A 20,274-nucleotide genomic window follows, 5' to 3' on the forward strand; every position below is an offset into this window, starting at 1 on the left:
AATAAATGGATTGTAACCAAGTTTTTGTGTCGAAAGTTAAAAGACTAATTGTTGTTTTTACGCTTTTAATCGCGTTTTTATCTATCAAAATTGATACTTTCGCCCAGGTTGATAGCGCTGTTGTTCCTGTTGATAGTGTTGTAGCCGGATCTGCCGAAGCGGTTTCTGGTGAGCATGGCGCTGCTAAACATGGTGAAGAAAAATTCGAGCCAACTAAGGTAATTATGGAACACATTGCCGATTCGCATATGTGGCACCTTTGGGGGCATACTTCGTTGCCTCTTCCGGTAATTTTATATACGGCTAACGGTTTAGAGTTCTTCTCTTCTGGTCACTTCCATCATGGTGAGCATGATTATAACGGTAAATACAATAATTATCGTTTAGAAGAAGATCATATAAAGGTAGTTGGTGCTGATGGAAAGGTTGATGAAGAAGCAAGTAAATCTGTTTTAGATTTTTCTATAACCAAAAACGTTGCTGCAATGTTTGTTGCGATTTTTGTAATACTTGTAATATTTATTTCTGTAGCAGCTTCTTATCGTAAACGTGTAGGTAAAGCACCAAAAGGTTTGCAGTCTTTTATGGAGCCAATTATCGTTTTCGTGAGAGATGATATTGCTAAGCCAAACATCGGTCATAAATATGCTAAGTTTATGCCTTATTTGTTGACTACTTTTTTCTTTATTTTATTCAACAACTTATTTGGTTTAATTCCGATTTTCCCAGGTGGCGCTAACGTTACGGGCAATATTGCCTTAACTTTTGTAATGGCACTTGGAACTTTAATCATCGTCAATATTAATGGTAATAAATACTACTGGAAACACATTTTTAAACCAGATGTTCCTTTCTGGTTGTATCCGATTATGATTCCTGTTGAATTAATTGGTATTATTTCTAAGCCGTTCGCTTTAATGGTTCGTTTGTTCGCAAACATTACTGCGGGGCACATTATCGTATTAAGTTTAATATCCTTAATTTTTATTTTCGAAACATTGGCTATAGCCCCGGTTTCAGTTGCATTCGTTTTATTTATGGATGTATTGGAATTACTGGTTGCATTTTTACAGGCCTTTATTTTTACATTATTAACTGCCTTGTTTATTGGTATGGCAGTAGAAGAGCATCATTAACAGAAAACTATTTTTTACAAATTAATATAAATTAAATTAGTTATGGTAGGTTCAATCGCGGCAATTGGTGCCGGTTTAGCAGTAATCGGTGCAGGTATCGGTATCGGTCAAGTAGGTGGTAAAGCAATGGAAGGTATTGCTCGTCAACCAGAAGCTGCATCAAAAATTCAGACTGCAATGATTATCGCTGCTGCCCTTATTGAGGGTGCTGCTTTATTCGGTGTGGTAGTTGCATTATTAGGCTTAAACGGTTAATAATCACTGAAGAAATTAGGTTGGGTATTTAACGATTGGTTAATTACCCAGCCTTATTAAAAAGATTGTTTTTAAAAATTAGATAAAAATGGAATTAGTAACCCCAAGCATTGGATTGGTTTTTTGGACGTCGATAGCATTCATCCTTTTATTGCTATTACTTAGAAAATTTGCATGGAAACCTATTTTAGGTGCCATTCACGAACGTGAGCAAAGCATTGATGAGGCACTTAACAAAGCTGAATTAGCCAAACAAGAAATGGCTCGTTTAACTAGTCAGAATCAAGATTTGATGCAACAGGCTCGCGCAGAACGTGACGAAATTTTGAAGGAAGCTAAAACCTTAAAAGATGGTATCTTAAACGAAGCTAAAAAGCAAGCTCAGGTTGAAGGTGCTAAGTTGATCGAGAAAGCTAAAATCGAAATCGAGAACCAAAAGAAAGCAGCCTTAGCTGAAGTTAAAGACCAGGTTTCTTCATTATCATTAGAAATTGCAGAACGTGTTTTACGTACGCAATTGGATGATAAAGCAAAACAAGAAACTTTAGTAGCTAACTTGTTAAAAGACGTTGAATTAAACTAAGCGTATTGCGTAAAGCGATAAGCGTATTAAACGCCAGCCGCTAAACGCCAACCCAAAAGATATGTCAGAAATTAAAGTTGCAAGCAGATACGCCAAATCATTAATAGACCTAGCTGTTGAAAACAATGCGCTAGAGGATTCTTATAATGATATGGTTTTGTTTGAGAAAGTGGTTGATGAAACCCCTGAACTAGAAGCAATATTAAAAAACCCGATTGTACCTTTAGATAAAAAGACGGGTATTTTGAACGGTATTTTTGCTGATAAAGTAAGTAAACTAACCATCTCGTTTTTCAAGATTGTAGTAAACAAAGGCCGTTCGGCGATTTTATTTGCCACTGCTAAACAGTTCGTTCAACAATATAACCTAATTAAAGGTATTGTTACTGCTGATGTAACTACTGCAAGTGCTTTAAGCCCTGCAGCTAAAGAGCAGATTATTGCGATTGTTAAAAGAGAATTAAACGCCAACCAGGTTATTGTTAACGAAAAAATTAACGAAAAATTAATTGGTGGTTTTATATTAAAAGTTGGTGATAAGCAATTTGATGCAAGTATTGCCAGCGGTTTAAGTAAACTAAGAAAAGAATTTGCGCAGTAAGCGCGTGGCGATAAACGTATAGCGGAAAACGCCATGCGCCAAACGCCAAACAAAAAAGTATTGCGATAAGCGGATGGCGAATAAATGCCAAGCGCCATGCGCTAAGCACTAAACATTTACAAAAAGATATAAAGTAAAATTATGGTAGAGGTAAGACCAGACGAAGTATCGGCAATTATCAGACAGCAATTGGCGGGCTTCAAATCAGAAACCGAACTGGAAGAAGTTGGTACCGTGTTGCAAGTGGGCGACGGTATTGCCCGTGTTTACGGTTTAACTAAAGTTCAATCGGGAGAATTAGTTGAATTTGCAAACGGCCTACAAGGTATCGTATTAAACCTTGAAGAAGATAACGTTGGTGTGGTACTTTTAGGTGCTTCAGACGAGATCAAAGAAGGTGATACGATTAAACGTACCAAAAAAATTGCCTCTATTAAAGTTGGTGAAGGTATGCTTGGCCGCGTAGTGAACACTTTAGGTGAGCCTTTAGATGGTAAAGGCCCAATCTTAGGTGAAACTTACGAAATGCCTTTAGAGCGTAAAGCACCAGGTGTAATTTATCGTCAGCCGGTAAATGAGCCTTTACAAACTGGTATTAAAGCAATTGATGCAATGATTCCAATCGGTCGTGGTCAACGTGAGTTGGTTATTGGCGACCGTCAGATTGGTAAAACTGCCGTTTGTATCGATACTATTATCAACCAAAAAGAATTTTATGAAGCAGGCCAACCTGTGTTCTGTATTTATGTTGCTATCGGTCAGAAAAACTCTACTGTAGCTAACATTGTACGTACATTAGAAGAAAACGGCGCTTTACCATATACAGTTGTTGTTGCCGCTTCGGCTGCAGATCCTGCTCCAATGCAGTTCTATGCGCCGTTTGCAGGTGCTGCAATTGGTGAGTTTTTCCGCGATACAGGTAGACCAGCTTTAATTGTTTATGATGATTTATCTAAACAAGCTGTAGCTTACCGTGAGGTATCGTTATTACTTCGTCGTCCACCGGGCCGTGAAGCTTATCCGGGTGATGTTTTCTACTTACACAGTCGTTTATTAGAAAGAGCTGCGAAAATCAACTCTAACGATGATATCGCAAAAGCAATGAACGATTTACCTGAATCGATTAAACATATCGTTAAAGGTGGTGGTTCATTAACAGCTTTACCGATTATCGAAACTCAGGCAGGTGACGTATCAGCATATATCCCAACCAACGTAATTTCGATTACTGATGGTCAGATTTTCTTAGAATCGAACTTGTTCAACTCAGGTATCCGTCCGGCAATTAACGTAGGTATCTCGGTATCACGTGTGGGTGGTAATGCACAGATCAAATCGATGAAAAAAGTAGCGGGTACTTTAAAATTAGATCAGGCTCAATACCGCGAGTTAGAGGCTTTCTCTAAATTCGGTTCTGATTTAGATGCTGCAACGAAATCGGTTTTAGATAAAGGTGCACGTAACGTACAAATGTTAAAACAAGCTCAGTTTACACCTTTTACAGTTGAAAAACAAGTAGCTATTGTTTATGCAGGTACTAAAAACTTAATGCGTAGCGTACCAGTTGATAAAGTAAAAGAATTCGAAACTGAATATTTAACGCAATTGGAATTACGTCATCCAGAAACTTTAGCGGCATTAAAAGCTGGTAAATTTGATGATACCATTACAGGTGTTTTAGATACAGTAGCAAAAGAGATTTCAAGTAAATACTAATTAGATACAAGTAGCGGGTATCAAGTATCAAGATATGTGAACAATCCAATCTTGATACTTGATACTTAATACTCGATACTTAAAAAATGGCTAATTTAAAAGAAGTAAGAAACCGGATTGCATCGGTACAATCAACGCAGCAGATTACCAAGGCTATGAAAATGGTTTCGGCAGCTAAGTTGAAACGTGCTACCAATGCAATTATCGCTTTACGTCCTTATGCAACTAAACTGAAAGAGATTTTAGGTAATCTATCAGCAAGTTTAGAAGGGTCTTCATCGCCTTTTATACAAGAGCGTGAACCTAATAAGGTTTTAATTGTAACAGTATCTTCAAACCGTGGTTTGGCTGGTGCTTTTAACATGAACGTGATTAAAGCGGCCAACAATTTAATTGCCGAGAAATATAGCGAACAGTTGAAAAACGGTAATGTAAGCATTATTTCTATCGGTAAGAAAACTCAGGATTTTTACGAAAAACGTAATTATAACGTAATTGGTAATAATAATGAAGTATACGCTGCTTTAACTTTCGAAAACGTAACCAAAATTACCGATGCGATTATGGCCGGTTTTATTAAAGGTGAGTTTGATAAAGTGGAGGTTGTTTACAATCGTTTTAAAAATGCAGCGGTTCAGTTTATTACAACTGAGCAGTTGTTGCCTTTACCAAAAGCAGAAGAAACAAAGGTTGAAAGTAAAACGACCAATGTTGATTACATTCTAGAGCCTTCGCAAGAAGAGATTGTAGGGCAGTTGATTCCTAAATCAGTTAAAATTCAGTTATACAAAGCCGTTTTAGATTCTCACGCTTCTGAGCATGGTGCACGTATGACATCAATGGATAAAGCAACTGAAAATGCCGGAGAATTATTGAAAGCCTTAAAACTTTCTTACAACCAGGCACGTCAGGCAGCAATTACAACTGAGTTAACTGAGATTGTAAGTGGTGCGGCAGCATTGAATGGATAAGATCAGGTCTAGAGTCGGAAGTCTTTAGTCAACAGTCAAAATTATCAAAGCCCATTTCTGAATTGAAATGGGCTTTTTTATGGCCTATATTGAAGTAAATCCAAAATTATTATGTTTTTTATGGATTGTAATCCAAAATTATTATGTTTTTTGTGGATTGTAATCCAAAATTATTATACTTTTGTATGGTAAATATTTGCTATGATCGTTAGGAGACAATTGGATTATGCTTCTGCAAGGCTCTTTAAAGGCAAAGCGTTTATTCTATTTGGCCCAAGGCAAACCGGTAAAACTACTTTCGTAGAACAGTTGCTCGCCAAAGTAGATAAAAGGACATTGTACTTGAACGGAGATGATGCAGATGTGAGGGAAGCTTTAGCCAAGCCCAATGCAACACAGATTGCGCGGATGCTCGGTGATTATGAGGTGCTTTTTATTGATGAAGCCCAGCGGATCACTGATGTTGGCTTGTTAATTAAAATTATCGTCGATCGCTTTAAGAAAGTTCAGGTTATCGCTACAGGTTCGTCGGCTTTTGAGTTGTCTGGAAAGATTAACGAGCCTTTAACTGGCAGAAAATACGAGATGATGCTTTTGCCTTTTTCGTATGCGGAACTGGTAAACGATACCGATTTTCTTACCGAAGAGAGATCATTAGAACAGCGTTTGATTTATGGTTCTTATCCCGAAATCATTAATGATCCTCAAAATGCAGAAGAACATTTAAAACTGCTTGCTGACAGTTATTTATATAAAGACCTATTTGCCCTGGAAGAAGTGAAAAAGCCCTTACTGTTCGAAAAAATTGTAAAGGCTTTAGCTTTACAGGTCGGGAGCGAGGTTAATTTCTCTGAACTGGCACAGTTGGTTAAAGCTGATCAAAAAACGGTAGATAAATATATCAATTTACTTGAAAAATCTTTTGTGATTTTTACTTTACCAGCCTTTGCAGGCAATGTGCGTAATGAAATCAAAAAGAATAAGAAAATCTATTTTTATGATACTGGTATTGTGAATGCTATTACGCGTAATTTTAATTCAATAGCTAACAGAAATGATGTAGGTGCATTGTTTGAGAATTATATGATTGCGGAGCGGATGAAGTTTTTACATCAGCATCAAATGGAAGCAGATTGCTTTTTTTGGCGCACTACACAGCAGCAAGAAATCGATTATGTTGAAAAAACGAAAGATAAATTTTTAGCTGTTGAGTTTAAATGGAACGAAAGGGGCAAAAATAAAATTCCTACAACTTTTACACAAGCTTATCCAGAAGCAGAAACGCTAATCTTATCAAAAACCGATAGGGGAAGCTTTTTGAATGGTTAAATCCTTATAAAAAAGAAGCCCGTTTCTGTTAGGAACGGGCTTCATGATTTAACTGATTGTTATAAATTCCCAAGTGTAGAACTAATTCCTAGCTCCCCATGTGCGCCAAGTTGAATTTTAGTATTGTTATCTACCGAGAGGATGTTATGCATAGAATCTTTTTGCCAAAACATATCATCAAAACGAAAAGCTTTTCCTTTCGCAATACCACTGATGTTTGTAAGCTGCAATAAATTTCCTGTAGCCTGTAATTTAACATAAATAGTATCTGAGAGTCCATTTGGCTTTATTACCGACCTTACTGTATTAACAGGTAGGTTGACATAAGAATTCAGATCTAAGTCGAAGGTGCTGTTATTTTTAATCTGATAACTGATATCCCCGGGAAGTACCCTTACTTTGATCTTACTAGTCTTGTTGTAAACGGTCAAAGTCACTTCAAAGATGCCAGAAGTTTTGTACTGATGTTCAGTTTTACTCCCTTTGGTTTCAATAGTTCCATCGCCATAATTCCAAATATAATTACCACCTGCGGTTGCATCTTTTGCATTAAGTTCAATGGATTGCGTTAAATACAATGACTTTTTATTAATGTTAAAATCGATTGTACTAATTTCTGGATTTGGTTGTTTCTTGCAGGCTGCAAAGAAAAGTAGGGCAATAGCTATCCCTAGTAAACTTTTGATTTTCATTTTTTTGATTTTATTTGTGTGTTTTCAAAGCTAATAAATTCTATAACTAAAAAGTTAATAGATTAAATTATTCACGATTTTTTTCCCCTGTATTTATTGAGACATGATTTAAATGATGTTTAAATGAATGCTGCATCACAGGAGTTTAATATCTTTGGGCATTAATTCCAAATCATGAAAAAATACCTGTTCATCGTTATATCGTTTTTGCTGCCAATTTTTGCTGTAGCCCAAAATCCTGCCCGTGATTATACCAATGCAGTGCTTTGGCAGCAAACATCTGGCGAGTATAGGGCGTTATGCTTTCAGGCTTATAATTTTGCCCGTTTATCATTAAAGGAAGCTTTATGGGCTGATACCAGTAAGAAGCCAAATTGTGTGATCGTTGATATAGACGAGACGGTTTTGGACAACTCTGCTTTTCAGGGACATGAAATTAAAAAAGGCCTGAGTTATGTACCAGAAGATTGGACGGAATGGACAAACCTGGCCAAAGCCGATACCGTTCCCGGTGCTTTAGCTTTTTTAAAATTTGCAGCATCAAAGCATATCGAAACTTTTTATGTGAGCAACCGCGATGAAAAGGATTATACCGCAACATTGAAGAATCTTCAACATTATGGCTTTCCATATGCCGATGATGCGCATTTAGTGGTATCGAAAGGAACATCAAATAAAGAACCGCGCCGCCAGAAAATTACTGAAACGCATAATATTCTCCTGTTATGTGGCGATAATTTAAGCGATTTCAGCAATATTTTTTATCGCGAAAATAAAAATACCCTTGAACAGGTAAACACAAATCAGCACCTGTTTGGAACAAAGTATATCGTGTTGCCAAACCCCATGTATGGCGATTGGGAAAAGCCTTTGTATCAGGGAGAAAAACTTAGTGATAAAGATAAAGCGAAACAAAGATTAGAACGATTAAAAAGTTATTAAGTTTTATAATTATTCAGCAATAAGTATTACTTTTGCAGCATCATAAAAATAAATATTATGGAGAACAACGAATTAAAGCACAATACAGAAAGTATGAAAACGGCTAACCAGCCAGGAATTTATAAATTAATGATTTTTGGTGTACTGGTTTGCATGGTGGGTACTTATGCACGTTTCGCTTATGATTCGTGGCAAGTATCTTTAGCATCCTGGATTGTTTTGTTCATCGGCGCAATTATTGCCATTAAAGGTGTATTCAAAATATTAGACGCATAAGCGTTCTACTATCAAAATATAAAGCCGGTCATGTTCATTCATGACCGGCTTTTTTGTTTATAGGCACAAATCCATCAGATTTTAAGTCCTGCAGCCCTCATTGAGGTCATTAGAAATGATATTACTTTCTTTTTTGAAAAGCAAATTCAGAAGCATTTAGGTTACAGCAGTCCCGCCATTTGCTTTAGCCCTGATGAAGAATCAGGGGCTATCGCGACTGTCGGGTTTAGGATAGAAAGGTCTGCCTAAGTAATTTAAACCTGACAGGAGCGGGCACCGAACGCAGAGAGGTAAAGCGGATGGCAGGGCTTTCGGAACCGATATACACAGTAACCTGCTTTTCAAAAAAAGGTTTTCAAAACCTGCGAGGTTTATAATAACCGAAAAACCCTTCCAAACTCCCTTCTTACTAGGCAAAACTCAGTATTGGGTTACCTAAATATAATTCTGGTATTAAGGGAAAACACAGCGTTAAAAGCTAACCAAAACGCTGCACTTCTTATGGCCATTTGAAGCAAATATTTAAAATGATTATTTATTTAGAACCACACAATCATGAAAAGGAATATTATTGCTATAGCCATAGTTTTAACAATTTTTGGCTGCCAGAAATCGAATGAAAAGTATGCAAGCGCTGATGCCGTCGACACTCAAGAGCTAAGCCGTGAAACCGCAGATAGTACCGTTGCAGAGAAAATCGTCAAAACTGCTGATATGCGTTTTAGGGTAAAAGACGTTCAAAACACCAAAGAGCAGCTGAGCAAAACCATCAAAGCCGAAGGCGGAACGGTTGCTGAGTTCTCTATCGAAAGCTCCATTCAGGAAACCGATAAGGTTAAACAATCTACCGATTCGTTAAAAGAAATTACCTCCTATCGCACGCAAGGTTATCTGGTGGCCAAGGTTCCATCTGAGAAACTGGATGAATTTACTAATACCATCGCGAAAATGGCTGTCTTTGTAGACCACCAAACGATGAAAATGGACGATCAAAGTATCGCTTATTTAGCCAATAAACTAAAAGCCCAGAATCGTGTTGATGCGATTGAAAAGATCAATAAAGTAGCCTCGAAAAAAAGTGCCAATGTAGAATCTTCTCTTTACATCAAAGACGATTATGTAGACAAGAGAATTGAGAATATGCAAATCGACAGCCGTGTAAAATTCAGTACCATTACCCTTAATTTTTATCAGGATAATACCGTTAAAACGATGATTGTTGCCAATGACAATCTGTACGATTACCGTCCGGCATTTATTAACAGGCTTTGGTTGGGCATTGTAAATGGTTGGACGATTTTTAAAGAAATCATCATTGCAATTTCCAATTTGTGGATGTTAATATTGATAGGTATTGCAACCTTTTTCACGATAAAATATTTTATTCGTAAGAATAAATTAGCAATGGAAGAAGCGACTAAAAATATAATTCATCGGGCAGGGCAATAAGAATCTATCCCACATGTTGTCAGTCTGAACGTAGTCGAAGATTTTTTATAATTCAAATAAAAATAATTTGTCCTTCGACTACGTTCAGGATGACAATTATTTTTATTTTCTCTCGCTCCATGGTCCGTGTCCGCACGGACCATTTATTTCTATTTCTTCACCTTAGCCGCTAAACCTTTAACCTTGGTTTTATTATCACTTACGAAAGATTCCCAGCCCGAATAGGTCTTTGATTTCCCTCCTGAGGTAATTTTTTGAAAAGAATGGCAAACTGCAACGGCTAAACCATCAGTAGCATCTAAAAACTCCGGAGTTTCTTTAAAGTTTAACAAGCGTTGCAACATGGCTGCCACTTGCTCTTTAGTGGCATTTCCGCTGCCGGTAATGGATTGTTTGATCTTGCGTGGAGAATATTCGGTAACCGAGATATTTCTGGAGAGTGCAGCTGCAATGGCAATGCCCTGCGCCCGGCCCAGTTTTAACAATACCTGAATGTTTTTTCCATAAAACGGTGCTTCGATGGCTAAAACATCAGGTTTGTACTGATCGATTAAAACCACAGTTTTTTCGAATATCCGCTGAAGTTTAAGAAAAGGATCATCCAAATGGGTCATCTTTACTACCCCTAAACTGATCAGTTCTGTTTTATTTCCCTTCTCTAAAATTACGCCATAACCCATCACCGCTGTGCCTGGATCAATGCCCATAATAACCCGTTCCTTTTTTTCGTTCAACATTACAGCAATATTAAGCATATTTGCAAACTAAAAAGATAATCTTGACAGGCAAGAACAAAAAAATATTATCAATCTTCATCAAAGCTGCAATCGTAATATTTGCTTTTTGGTTTATTTATCATAAGCTCGTTGCGAACAAAAATCTGCACGATTTTAATACATTATTAAAAGATATCCCTCAAACCGAAATTATTACGGTAATCGGTGTTGTGGTATTGTTGATGTTTGTGAATTGGTTTTTGGAGGCTGGGAAATGGAAATACCTCATGAGCCACATCGAGCCTATCAGTTTTTATCGCGCTATCGAATCGGTATTTTGCGGATTAACACTGGCCATTTTTACGCCCAACAGGCTAGGAGAGTATGGCGGAAGGGTATTTTTCCTGTCGCCTAAAAGAAGGATTGTGGGTATAGTGGCTATGAGTGTGGGCAGCATTGGTCAACTGGTATTAACGAATGTTTTTGGTGCCATTGCTGCCTGTTTTTTTGTTTACCGTTTTATCCCGATCGATCGGGTGCTGTTTATCGCAGTGGTGTTTCTGGCAGTATTTTTCTGTCTGTTTTTCCTGGTCTTCTACTTTAACATCCGATGGTTAAATGGCATTTTGCTTTCCATTAAATTTACCAGGAAATACAAGAAATTTTACAGCATTTTAGCGAGGTACCGAAAAAGGGAACTATTCAAAATCATAATCTATTGTTTTGTCCGCTATTTGGTGTTTAGCTCACAATACTTCATCTTGTTTATATGGTTGGTGCCAGAGTTGCATTATGCAGATATCATCATGATGACCTGTTTGCTCTTTTTGGTACAATCGGCATTGCCGTCACTTGATCTTTTTGATGTGGGTATCAGAAGTGTTACCGCTGTTGAATTATTTAAACACGTAACAGACCAACATGTGGCCGTTATTGCATGTACTGCAAGTATTTGGCTCATAAATATTATAATTCCTGCTATCTTAGGCACTTATTTCGTTTTTAAACTCAATTTTTTTGGAAATCTTAAATCTAATTAGTCTAGTATCTGCTGCTTTAACCTTAATCTATGGTTTTTTAGTCCTTAATTTTATCCGAGGATGGCATAACCTGGTTTATTTTACTCCACAAAAGTCTGATCCTCAAACCAAAGTTTCTATCATTGTTGCGGCAAGGGATGAGGAAGCCAATATCACCAAAACCATTGATGACCTGGTTGCTCAGCGTTACCCTAAGGTTTTAACCGAAATTATTATTATTGATGACCATTCTACCGATCGTACCGCAGAAATTGTGTTAAGTTATGCAGACCGGAATGTGAAACTGATTAAGCTGAATGAAGATAGGGCGCTGAATTCATACAAAAAAAAGGCGATACAAACTGCAATAGGAACTTGTTCTGGCGATCTGATTATTACCACTGATGCCGATTGCAGGATGGGTGCAGATTGGCTGGCTACCATTGTAAACCTATATGAGCAGAAAAATTATAAAATGATCTCCTCTCCGGTAGCCTATTTTCAGGAGAAAAGTTTCTTTGAGCGCCTACAATCATTAGAGTTTCTATACCTGATCGGTTTGGGGGCCTCTACTATTGGCAATAAGGAACCCTCAACCTGTAATGGAGCAAATTTAGCTTACGAGAAAACAACCTTTTATGAAGTTGGTGGTTTTCAGGGTATAGATGATCTGGCATCGGGCGATGACGAGCTACTGTTGCATAAAATTGCGGCCAAGTATCCTGATCAGATCGGTTTTCTCAAAAATAGAGAAGCTATTGTGTATACGCATGCAAAAGAAACTTTGGGCGCATTTATTCAGCAACGAAAACGTTGGGCTTCGAAAAGTACCCGTTATAAGAATAAGGCCATTATCGTATTAGGGGTTCTAATTTGGTTCTTTAACCTCACTATTCTGGCAAACTTTATCACCGGGCTTTTTATTCCGGGTTTTTTGACCATCACATTTTATCAACTATTGGTTAAAATGGTTTTAGAAACCTTATTTTTATGGGATGTAACCGGCTTTGCCAAAAGGCGCAGTTTACTCATTTTAATCCCTGTTTTAAATGTGCTGCACGTACTTTATATGGTGTACATTGGCATTGCCGGAAACAGTGGAAAATACAATTGGAAAGGCAGAATGGTTAGATAATGGATAATAGCCCATCAAAAAAAGTATGGTTAAAGTTTAAGCGGAATAAATTTGCATTCGGCGGATTAGTCTTTATTTTACTTTTGATGATAATGGGTATTTTGGGTTATTTAATTATGCCCGATGATTCTCCAAATGCTAATATTCAGATTCTTCAGTTAAACAAAAAGAAACCCGGAAGTACTTTTACGTTTTTAATTGTAAGTAGGAACCCGAAAGTAGAAAAGCTTAACTTTTTCGAAAGAATGTTAAACGGGCAAACACCAACTTTTAAAAGTATCCCGATTACTTCTTACAAGATAAAAGGCAAAGATGTTTTTGTGCAGGAATATATTGGCGAGGATGAAAAAGCCAAGGAAACCAGGTACGAACTGAAAGATTTATGTCCAAGCTGTGTTTTACCTTCAAAAATAGGAACACCACAAGCGCTTTTCGAAGAAAATAACATCTATACACGGACCTATATTTTAGGAACTGATATTTACGGACGTGATTTATTAAGCCGCTTGATTTTAGGTATCCGTGTTTCGCTATCAGTAGGTTTAATGGCTGTTCTCATCTCTCTTTTTATTGGCGTGAGTTTGGGCGCCATTGCGGGTTATTTTGGTGGTCGGGTAGATGCAGCCATCAGTTGGTTTATGAATGTTGTTTGGTCGCTACCATCATTACTGCTCGTTATTGCTATATCGTTTGCTTTGGGTAAAGGTTTCTGGCAGATATTTATAGCGGTAGGTTTATCCACCTGGGTAGATGTAGCCAGATTGGTACGTGGGCAGGTAATGGCTTTAAAAGAGGTCGAATTTGTAGAAGCTGCCAGAGCTTTGGGCTTTAGCACAAGCAGAACCATTATCAAACATATTTTGCCGAATATTGCCGGACCAATTTTAGTAGTGGCCTCATCCAATTTTGCATCAGCTATATTATTAGAAACCGGCTTGAGCTTTTTAGGTTTTGGTGCTCAGCCACCTATGCCCAGTTGGGGGAGCATGATTAAGGAACATTATGGCTATATTATTATGGATGCAGCCTACTTAGCTGTTTTGCCCGGTTTAGCCATTATGTTTACGGTTTATGCCTTTAATGTGCTGGCTATAGGCTTACGCGATGCCTTTGATGTAAAAGCGCAGAATGTAACTGTTTAATCAAAATTATAAAAAAAAAGCAGTATCAATCGATACTGCTTTACCCTTAAAAACAAAAGCTTAGGCTGTGGCAGTCAGTGTATTCCCTGAAACAGTAAGCGGATAAACTTTTAGTGCACTCGTGGTGCCACCATCATTTGGTTGGGCCAAAATGCTGCCTGAAGTGCTATATCTCGAACTATGTAAGCCACATTGAATGTAATTGCTGGCCTGAATAAAACTTAATGCCCCACCCTGATGTGGGCAAACGGCTTGTGTGGCCACAAACGAGGTGCTGGCATTCCCTGTTGCGGTACGGATAAACAATATGCTGTTTACAGTAATGAATGCACCAACAGCTAGTAACTGCGTACTTAGATCTACACTTGCGGTAGTACCCGAAGGAACACCACCACCATTAGGTTTGTCGGGTTCTGGTGCATCACTTTTTTTACCGCAGGCAGAAAAGCAAGCTCCGGTACAAACCATGGCAACACCCAGTCCCAATGATTTGATAAATTCGTTACGTTCCATAATCGTTTAGTTTTTATTTTTGGTTGAATTTGATCTACTTTGCTTTCTTCTTATCAAAAGAGAACCTTCTGGCGATACTAAAACCCCAACGGTATTGTCCCTTCAGCCAGGAAGTATTGGTATCGGTAATAAATTGCGATTCCTGTATGGCTGTGGCGTTAGTGAAATTAAGGTGGAAAATATGACCTCCGGTTTCAAACTCCAGTCCGGCGCCTAGCGTTTTGTAATATTGTGTGCCCAATGTACTTTCGAGGTAGGCTTTTTTATCTTTATCCCTGAATGGAATAGTATAATCAGCAACAAAAGCCATCCGTTTAGTGATCTTGATACGGCCACCAACTGACAGCGCAAGCAAATCGTTCTGATCTCCAAAAACAGTAAAGTTGCGGTGTACGTATGATGGCATTAGCAGCATTGAGAAGTTCGAATTAAATTTACGGGCAATTATAGCTTGCACCACATAGGTCAAACGATCTTGAAATTGGCTGTAAGCATTTACCGCTGTTGGATCAGTTGAAGCCTTTACGGCTGCAATGGTTGTACTGCCAAACAATGTAACCGCTACGGGTATTTTTTCATCATCTGTTTGTTCAAGCAACCGGTATTTTAAATTTCCTTCATACAATTGTGTTACAACTCCGGCACCTTTTGCCCTGGCTAAGCCTACAGAAAGTTTATCGCTGATTCCATATTCAAAACCGATGCGGATATCGGTTGATTGATCCAGACCAAAAAAGTTTTTAATACCCCCACCAGATCCGGCAATATCTCCAAACCGGTGGTCTACCCTGAAATCCAGTTCATTTTTGTAAATGGTTTCATTGGTTTGTATGTTAATGAGTTTGGTTGCTTTAAATGTGGCCTTTACATTCTTTTTTTCTACAGGCATCTGCAATGCATTTTCAAGCGAATCCTGTGCAGAAGCAACTATTGGTAAACAAAGGGCAAACAAGTATAAAAGTGATTTTAGATGATATTTCATAAGGTTTTATTTTTTAGGTTGATAAGTAGCTGTCATTTTTACCTGTATGGTTTCGGCAATTTGTTTGAAAACAATCGTTGGGATTTTGATGTCGTGATCAGCAAGTTTTACATTAAAAGCCGAAGTAGCTTTTACCTCATCAGCTGTGATAACCAGCGAACCTTTAACCTGATATTCTTTGGTAACTCCATGGATTTGCAGATTTCCTTTTACAGTGATGGGATAAGTACCTGGCTTTGAAAAATCAATCTGTTCTATAATTTTTCCTTTAAAATCTGAAGTCGGGTATTTATCGCTTTCGATATAGTTTTCGTTAAAATGCTCCTGCATCAACTTTTTCTTAAATTGAAAAGAAGTATTGTTGATTTTGAAAATGATATCGTTAGTTTTAATATTGAGGGCCGAAGCGCCTGTTTTACTTAACGCATCAATATCTTCAACAGGTGTGGAAGAGAAAAATGAAGAAGTTACGTTTTTACTTACCCATATCTGCGCTTTTATACCTGTGCATAATAACAAGGCTATTAAGGTGAAAAGTAGTTTTTGCATTGGTGTATTTATTTAAATTTTTAATGGAACCATCTTGATCAGCGTTAATCCTTTTTTATTATTCTGGCATACCTTTGTCAACCCAAGCCTGTAATAATTCTCTTTCGCTCGCGGTTAAAGAACCGCCTCTAGGCATTGTTCTGGTAACCAAAACTGAATTAGCTACACGTGCATCATTTTTTATAGAGGCTAAACCATTCAATGCCCATACCCCCTTCATTCCCCCATTAGGGCCATGACAGCTGTTACACTTGGTTTGAAACAATGCCCCGGCAAAATTTGTGTAGGTTACATTTGCGGTGGTTACAGGTGTTGGGCCATTGGGTGTCGGTGTTTCGGGTTTTATTTCCTCTGCTTGTTTTTTTGAGCAGGCAAAAAGCAAGGCAGTAATTGCGGCTAATAAAAAGATTGAATTTTGTTTTTTCATAGGTACTTAATTAGGATTAAAATTGTTGGTAGATTCATTTTTATATCATCATATTCGATTCGTTTGCAGAGCAATTGAAATTTTTACCGTGATGGAGGAATTGTTTTTAGCTTTTACCGATAGGCATAACATGATCAGAAATGCAACAAATAAAATTGCGATAACTTGTTTTTTTGCAGCCATATCCGAATTTTTTAAGATTTCTGTTTTGTTTATTTGAAAACTATCCCTGTTTTTTGATAATCATGGGTTTTTAAAGAAAAATCCATTAAAATCTTAATCGTTACGTACACATTTTATAATTGGTTGCCTGCAATAAAAAAAAATTCAAAAAAAAGCCGTCCCGATTTTGCATCAGGACGGCTTTCGAGATAAATTCTGTCTAAAACCTAGTTAAAATCTTCGGCTTTTAACGGCGGATTAATTTTAATGTCTTTAATTACAACTGAAAACTCCTGAGCACCTTGAGGGGTTGCTACTGATTGAGTTAAGGTAAATGGAAATAATACATCGCCTACTTTTTTGTAATTTGAATATTCCACAGACTGGCTAATTTCAGCGCCTCCTTTGGTAGTGGTACTCTCGTCTTTTAAAAGTAAGCCAGATTTGGTGTCGTAATATTCAGTTTTCTTTTTGCCCGATGGAGAAGTGATATTTAATTTAAAAGCGTCAGCAGTACCTACCTTTGCTGTTCCGGCTGCTTCAATTTTCGTTCCATCAGTTGCGTAGTACACTTGACTACCATAACCTTTATCATCTTTCTTTTCAGCCAGGTCATCACCGGTTAATTCAGCCTTTTGACCCATTTGCATGGCATAACCTGTTTTGCCATTATAAACCTGTTTCATGGCCGTTTGGCCGCCCATAGAAATTTCCATGCTGCTTAAGTTAGGCGCCATGTTTTTCATGGTAACGGTAAGCTTTTGACCTTGCATTTCCATTTCGCCGTTTTGCTGTAATGAAGTAATTTTTTTAATGGCTTCTTCACCGCCAATGGCTTTAATGTAGTTTTTGATAATTTCTGCAGGTGCAGCTGTTGGTACAGCAGCAGTTTCGGTTGCTTTAACCGCATTGGCATAGTTATCATAAACCTGTGTTTTAAAACCTGCTTTAGTTAAGCCTGCTGCAAATGCATCAGTTTTGCCCACAATAACAATACGAGTATTATCGTGGTTAAAGTATTTTTTGGTTACCCTTAAAATATCGTCGGTTGTTACCGCATTAATCTTTTGTAAATAAGTACGGTAAAAATCTTTAGGTAAGTTATTAATTAAGATATTGCTCGCAAAACCTGCAGTACGTGCTGGGTTTTCTAAGCCCAATGCAAACGATCCATTAAAAAGATTTTTCGCATTCTGTAATTCATCAGCAGTTACTTTTGTAGTACGGATCGTGTTAATTTCTCTTAAAAATTCTACCACAGCACTGTCAACTTTCTCGTTTCTAACGGCTGCACTGGCCGAAAATTTAGATTGAAAACGGCCAGAACCTGTGCTTGAGTATGCACCATAAGTAAAGCCATGTTTCTCCCTAAGATTATCAAATAACCTCGATTCAGAGCCGCCACCTAAAATTTGGTTCGCCAATAAGATCGGAAAATAATCCGGGCTGTTCATTGGCAGGTCGATTAAGTTCACCACTGTAATTTCAGATTGAACTGCGTTGCTTACATTAATGATATCAACTTCAGTTTTGGCAGGATTAGCAACTTTAGCCAGTGCTGGTAAAGTTAAGGGCGTTCCTTTCCAATCGCCAAAGGCTTTCTCAGCTAAAGCTTTTGCCGCTTCCGGTTTAATATCGCCAACAAAAGTTAAATAGCCTCTAGATGGGGTAATGTATTTCTTATAAGCTGTTTTTACATCATCTAAAGTAATGCCTGTAATAGAAGCCTCGGTTTCGAACTCTCCATAAGGATGGTTTTTACCATAAGCCAGTGCATTTACCACACGTGCTGAAATGGCTTTCGCACTTTTCTCATTAGATTTTAATCCGGTAATGGTTTGCGATTTTAATTTTTCGAAAGATTCTGCAGGGAACGCGGGTTTACGGATACTCTCGGCCATTAAAGCAAAGGCCTGAGGGAAATAACGGGTTAATGCAGAAGTACTTCCACCATACGCACCAGCACTTACATCGGCACCCAGCTGATCTACAGCCTCATCAAACTGTGCTTTTGTTTTGGTGGTGGTTCCTTCGTTTAGCATACTGCCCATCAAACTAACTACGCCGGCTTTTGCGCCTTCAGTAATAGGACCTGCATCGATACTATAACTTGCTGATACTTTTGGCAGTTTATGGTTTTCTACTACCAAAACAGTAATGCCATTTGCTAATTTATAAATAACAGGATCGCCAACAGTAATAACAGGTGCCGGACCTGGTTTTGGTTTGTGGCTTCGATCTATAGTTTGTGCTGAAATACCTTGAGCCAATAAGGAAACTGCAGCTATAATGAATAATTTCTTCATGTTTCTAATAATTAAAATGAAAAAGCGGTCAGCTTATTTCTTAGGTAAGTAATACAATACAACTCTTTGGTTTTTGTTCAGGTACTTTTTAGCAACGTCTCTGATCTCCTCGCGGGTAATGGATCTGATTACCTCAAGTTCCTTGTTAATATCGTTTGTATCCTTATCATGGAAAGTATAACCATCTGCAAGATTTTCGGCAACACCTAACATTTTACTGTTTGCACTTACGTAGTTGTTCTCGAATTTATTCTGCAGTTTTTTATAATCACTTTCGCTAATTAGATCGGTTTGAAGGCGTAAAACTTCTTCATCAATATCTTTTAATAAATCGTTAAGCGGTGTATTCTTATTAGGTAATGCCAGGGTGATGTAAGCGCCGTAATCTTCAAGCGAATAGTTGAAAGCAGCAACCTGTAAGGCTGTTTTCTTTTGATCGACCATTTTAGTGCTTAATCTCGAGCTTCCGCCTTCTGATAAAACAGAGCTGATCATACCTAAAACTTTGCTCTCTCTGCTCTTCATTCCTGGTACGCGGTAAGCTGCGAAGATGGCGGGGATCTGAATGTTGGCATCGTAAGCGGTATCGATAATTTCTTTGGTAATTTCTGGTAACTCATATGTTTTACGAACTACTGGTGCACCTTTAGGTACTTCAGCAAAGTATGCTTTTACTAAAGCTTTAGTCTTTTCTACATCTAAATCGCCGGCAATGGTTAAAACCGCATTGTTAGGCACATAGTATTTTTTAAAGAAAGCAATAAATTCACTCAATTTTGCAGCATCTAAGTGCTCCATTGAGCCAATTGGCTGCCAACGGTAAGGATGCCCATCAAACAAATGGCCGAAAATTTTCTCTGTAAATTTTCCATATGGAGAGTTGTCGATGCGTAGACGCTTTTCTTCTTTTACTACTTCATTTTGTGTTTTTACCCCACCTTCATTAATTACGGGGTGTAACATTCTTTCGCTTTCCAGCCATAAACCCAGTTCCAATTGGTTTGATGGAAAAAGTTCATAATAAAAAGTACGGTCTTGAGAAGTATTGGCATTGTTCTGGCCGCCGTTACTACTCACTAATTTCATAAATTCACCTTTTTTAATATTATCCGAACCTTCGAATAATAAGTGTTCGAAAAAGTGAGCAAAACCTGTACGCTGGGTTTCTTCATCTTTAGAACCAACATGATACATTACCGAAACAGCAACTACCGGAGCGGTTTTGTCTTGGTGTAGAATGACATGGAGGCCATTGTCAAGGTCGAATTCCGTAAACTGTACTTTTTGGGCAGAGGCACTTAAGCACAGACCGGAAATGGCCAAAGCAAAAAGAATTCTTTTTTTCATTAGTAGTTTTTTAAATGATTAGAAAT

Annotated in this window: 21 protein-coding genes; 13 read left to right on the forward strand and 8 right to left on the reverse strand. The window is 37.8% G+C overall.

The features are described from left to right. The first annotated feature begins 5 nt into the window (after positions 1–5). From atpB to AC07VK_RS09185, 7 genes are all read left to right on the forward strand, one after another. Complete coding sequence (gene atpB, locus AC07VK_RS09155; RefSeq protein WP_492959999.1) at positions 6–1,136, forward strand: F0F1 ATP synthase subunit A; 1,131 nt, start codon at positions 6–8, stop codon at positions 1,134–1,136. A 42-nt stretch (positions 1,137–1,178) separates the two neighbouring features. Beyond that, positions 1,179–1,391 carry an ATP synthase F0 subunit C gene (gene atpE / locus AC07VK_RS09160; RefSeq protein WP_025144011.1) on the forward strand — a complete coding sequence of 71 codons (213 nt, stop codon included), beginning with the start codon at positions 1,179–1,181 and terminating at the stop codon, positions 1,389–1,391. Positions 1,392–1,479: 88 nt separating this feature from the next. Then, complete coding sequence (locus AC07VK_RS09165; protein ID WP_029279570.1) at positions 1,480–1,974, forward strand: F0F1 ATP synthase subunit B; 495 nt, start codon at positions 1,480–1,482, stop codon at positions 1,972–1,974. A 61-nt stretch (positions 1,975–2,035) separates the two neighbouring features. Continuing rightward, complete coding sequence (gene atpH / locus AC07VK_RS09170; RefSeq protein WP_230144430.1) at positions 2,036–2,575, forward strand: ATP synthase F1 subunit delta; 540 nt, start codon at positions 2,036–2,038, stop codon at positions 2,573–2,575. A gap of 141 nt (positions 2,576–2,716) precedes the next feature. Then, complete coding sequence (gene atpA / locus AC07VK_RS09175) at positions 2,717–4,291, forward strand: F0F1 ATP synthase subunit alpha (RefSeq protein WP_029279568.1); 1,575 nt, start codon at positions 2,717–2,719, stop codon at positions 4,289–4,291. Between the two features lie 86 nt (positions 4,292–4,377). Next, positions 4,378–5,262 (forward strand): ATP synthase F1 subunit gamma, encoded by an 885-nt coding sequence (gene atpG / locus AC07VK_RS09180; protein WP_215132261.1) that lies wholly within the window; start codon positions 4,378–4,380, stop codon positions 5,260–5,262. 201 nt (positions 5,263–5,463) lie between these two features. Further along, the gene (locus AC07VK_RS09185; RefSeq protein WP_492960003.1) at positions 5,464–6,591 is read left to right on the forward strand and encodes an ATP-binding protein; all 1,128 of its coding nucleotides are present in this window, start codon (positions 5,464–5,466) and stop codon (positions 6,589–6,591) included. A 59-nt stretch (positions 6,592–6,650) separates the two neighbouring features. Here the strand turns inward: AC07VK_RS09185 and AC07VK_RS09190 are convergent, their stop codons facing one another. Further along, a complete protein-coding gene (locus AC07VK_RS09190) occupies positions 6,651–7,283 on the reverse strand; it encodes a PKD domain-containing protein (RefSeq protein WP_492960005.1) in 633 nt (210 codons plus the stop codon). 174 nt (positions 7,284–7,457) lie between these two features. Here AC07VK_RS09190 and AC07VK_RS09195 point away from each other — a divergent pair, with 174 nt between their 5' ends. The 3 genes from AC07VK_RS09195 to AC07VK_RS09205 all read left to right on the forward strand — a co-directional run bounded on the left by AC07VK_RS09195 (position 7,458) and on the right by AC07VK_RS09205 (position 9,950). After that, positions 7,458–8,225 carry a 5'-nucleotidase, lipoprotein e(P4) family gene (locus tag AC07VK_RS09195; protein ID WP_492955348.1) on the forward strand — a complete coding sequence of 256 codons (768 nt, stop codon included), beginning with the start codon at positions 7,458–7,460 and terminating at the stop codon, positions 8,223–8,225. Between the two features lie 57 nt (positions 8,226–8,282). Then, on the forward strand, positions 8,283–8,501 hold the full coding sequence (locus AC07VK_RS09200) for a hypothetical protein (protein ID WP_029278686.1): 219 nt from the start codon (positions 8,283–8,285) through the stop codon (positions 8,499–8,501). A gap of 555 nt (positions 8,502–9,056) precedes the next feature. Next, entirely contained in the window at positions 9,057–9,950 is an 894-nt protein-coding gene (locus AC07VK_RS09205) for a DUF4349 domain-containing protein (protein WP_492960007.1), read from the forward strand. A 149-nt stretch (positions 9,951–10,099) separates the two neighbouring features. Here the strand turns inward: AC07VK_RS09205 and ruvC are convergent, their stop codons facing one another. Then, complete coding sequence (gene ruvC / locus AC07VK_RS09210; RefSeq protein WP_492955350.1) at positions 10,100–10,687, reverse strand: crossover junction endodeoxyribonuclease RuvC; 588 nt, start codon at positions 10,685–10,687, stop codon at positions 10,100–10,102. A 41-nt stretch (positions 10,688–10,728) separates the two neighbouring features. Between ruvC and AC07VK_RS09215 the strand changes: the two genes are divergently transcribed. The 3 genes from AC07VK_RS09215 to AC07VK_RS09225 are packed head-to-tail and all read left to right on the forward strand — an operon-like array spanning position 10,729 to position 13,962. Continuing rightward, positions 10,729–11,706 carry a lysylphosphatidylglycerol synthase domain-containing protein gene (locus AC07VK_RS09215; RefSeq protein WP_492960009.1) on the forward strand — a complete coding sequence of 326 codons (978 nt, stop codon included), beginning with the start codon at positions 10,729–10,731 and terminating at the stop codon, positions 11,704–11,706. Beyond that, entirely contained in the window at positions 11,684–12,820 is a 1,137-nt protein-coding gene (locus AC07VK_RS09220; protein WP_492955352.1) for a glycosyltransferase family 2 protein, read from the forward strand. The genes AC07VK_RS09215 and AC07VK_RS09220 overlap by 23 nt, the downstream gene beginning before the upstream one ends. Next, the gene (locus AC07VK_RS09225; RefSeq protein ID WP_492960011.1) at positions 12,820–13,962 is read left to right on the forward strand and encodes an ABC transporter permease; all 1,143 of its coding nucleotides are present in this window, start codon (positions 12,820–12,822) and stop codon (positions 13,960–13,962) included. The genes AC07VK_RS09220 and AC07VK_RS09225 overlap by 1 nt, the downstream gene beginning before the upstream one ends. Positions 13,963–14,022: 60 nt before the next feature. Here the strand turns inward: AC07VK_RS09225 and AC07VK_RS09230 are convergent, their stop codons facing one another. The 6 genes from AC07VK_RS09230 to AC07VK_RS09255 all read right to left on the reverse strand — a co-directional run bounded on the left by AC07VK_RS09230 (position 14,023) and on the right by AC07VK_RS09255 (position 20,248). Further along, positions 14,023–14,475, reverse strand: coding sequence for a QcrA and Rieske domain-containing protein (locus tag AC07VK_RS09230; protein ID WP_492960013.1), 453 nt, complete (start codon positions 14,473–14,475; stop codon positions 14,023–14,025). 34 nt (positions 14,476–14,509) lie between these two features. Then, positions 14,510–15,457, reverse strand: a complete 948-nt coding sequence (locus tag AC07VK_RS09235) for a DUF5777 family beta-barrel protein (protein WP_492960015.1) — start codon at positions 15,455–15,457, stop codon at positions 14,510–14,512. Between the two features lie 6 nt (positions 15,458–15,463). Beyond that, entirely contained in the window at positions 15,464–16,006 is a 543-nt protein-coding gene (locus AC07VK_RS09240; RefSeq protein ID WP_057931733.1) for a YceI family protein, read from the reverse strand. 58 nt (positions 16,007–16,064) lie between these two features. Further along, the gene (locus AC07VK_RS09245; protein ID WP_492955356.1) at positions 16,065–16,433 is read right to left on the reverse strand and encodes a hypothetical protein; all 369 of its coding nucleotides are present in this window, start codon (positions 16,431–16,433) and stop codon (positions 16,065–16,067) included. Positions 16,434–16,822: 389 nt separating this feature from the next. Continuing rightward, on the reverse strand, positions 16,823–18,901 hold the full coding sequence (locus AC07VK_RS09250) for a M16 family metallopeptidase (RefSeq protein ID WP_492960017.1): 2,079 nt from the start codon (positions 18,899–18,901) through the stop codon (positions 16,823–16,825). A gap of 33 nt (positions 18,902–18,934) precedes the next feature. Further along, positions 18,935–20,248 carry a M16 family metallopeptidase gene (locus AC07VK_RS09255; protein ID WP_492955358.1) on the reverse strand — a complete coding sequence of 438 codons (1,314 nt, stop codon included), beginning with the start codon at positions 20,246–20,248 and terminating at the stop codon, positions 18,935–18,937. Positions 20,249–20,274: the final 26 nt, after the last annotated feature.

The organism is Pedobacter sp. GW821-FHT01D05, assembly GCF_059422505.1.